Here is a 661-nt window from a genome sequence, read left to right as displayed (position 1 = left end):
GAGCAAGAGCTTCACAACATCGTTGCTCTTAGCCAAGCGCAAGCCGATGAAAAGTCGTTAGAATTTAATGTTCAGATATTGGGCCATCCGCAAACCAAAGCGACCACTGCAGTGCTTAACATTACGTTGAGTAACTTAATTCGCAACGGCATTGCAGCCACGTCAGCAGGAACGATTCATATCACCATGACCGATACCACACTGTCGGTGAGAGATGAAGGTGAAGGCTTCTCTTCCGTGCCAGATGCCGAAGGCCATGGTTTGGGGCTCATGATTGTGGATGACTTATGCCGACGCTATGGCTGGCAATTCACTATTGATACACATTCTGAGGGTGGATGTGAGGCTGTGATTGACCTTTCGTCAGAGCATCATGAGGCTTGCTCAGAGTAACTTCCTCAGCACTAGATTCAATCAAGAGGTATCTCATTTGCTCAGTATCAAAACGGGCAGTTCGATACCTCTTTCTTATTCGATTGAATGAAATCTTATGCCGCAAGCGCAACTAGTCGTTCGAATGCTTGCGATGCCGATTCCGACGCTTCGCACACAGAAAACACATCTTCGATAAAGTACTTCAACGCTCTGGATTCAATGGCTCTGATTGCAGCTTGCTGCTCGCCCGATAAATAGCCGTAAATGCTCGCCGCGCCAAAGTCAC

The 661-nt window shown here is 47.7% G+C and carries 1 protein-coding gene and 1 pseudogene; one reads left to right on the top strand and one right to left on the bottom strand.

The window, feature by feature from the left end:
• Positions 1-393: sensor histidine kinase (locus R7Q09_RS26115; protein ID WP_318143939.1), on the top strand; the 393-nt coding region annotated here is incomplete at its 5' end.
• 95 nt (positions 394-488) lie between these two features.
• On the opposite strand, the pseudogene R7Q09_RS26110 reads toward R7Q09_RS26115, so the two are convergent.
• Positions 489-661: pseudogene (locus R7Q09_RS26110) on the bottom strand (protein kinase); the annotation flags it as partial.

It is taken from the genome of Vibrio sp. 2130-1 (genome assembly GCF_033339515.1).
The sequence above is the reverse complement of the archived record's forward strand: the minus strand, read 5'-3'. Positions and strand labels throughout refer to the sequence as shown.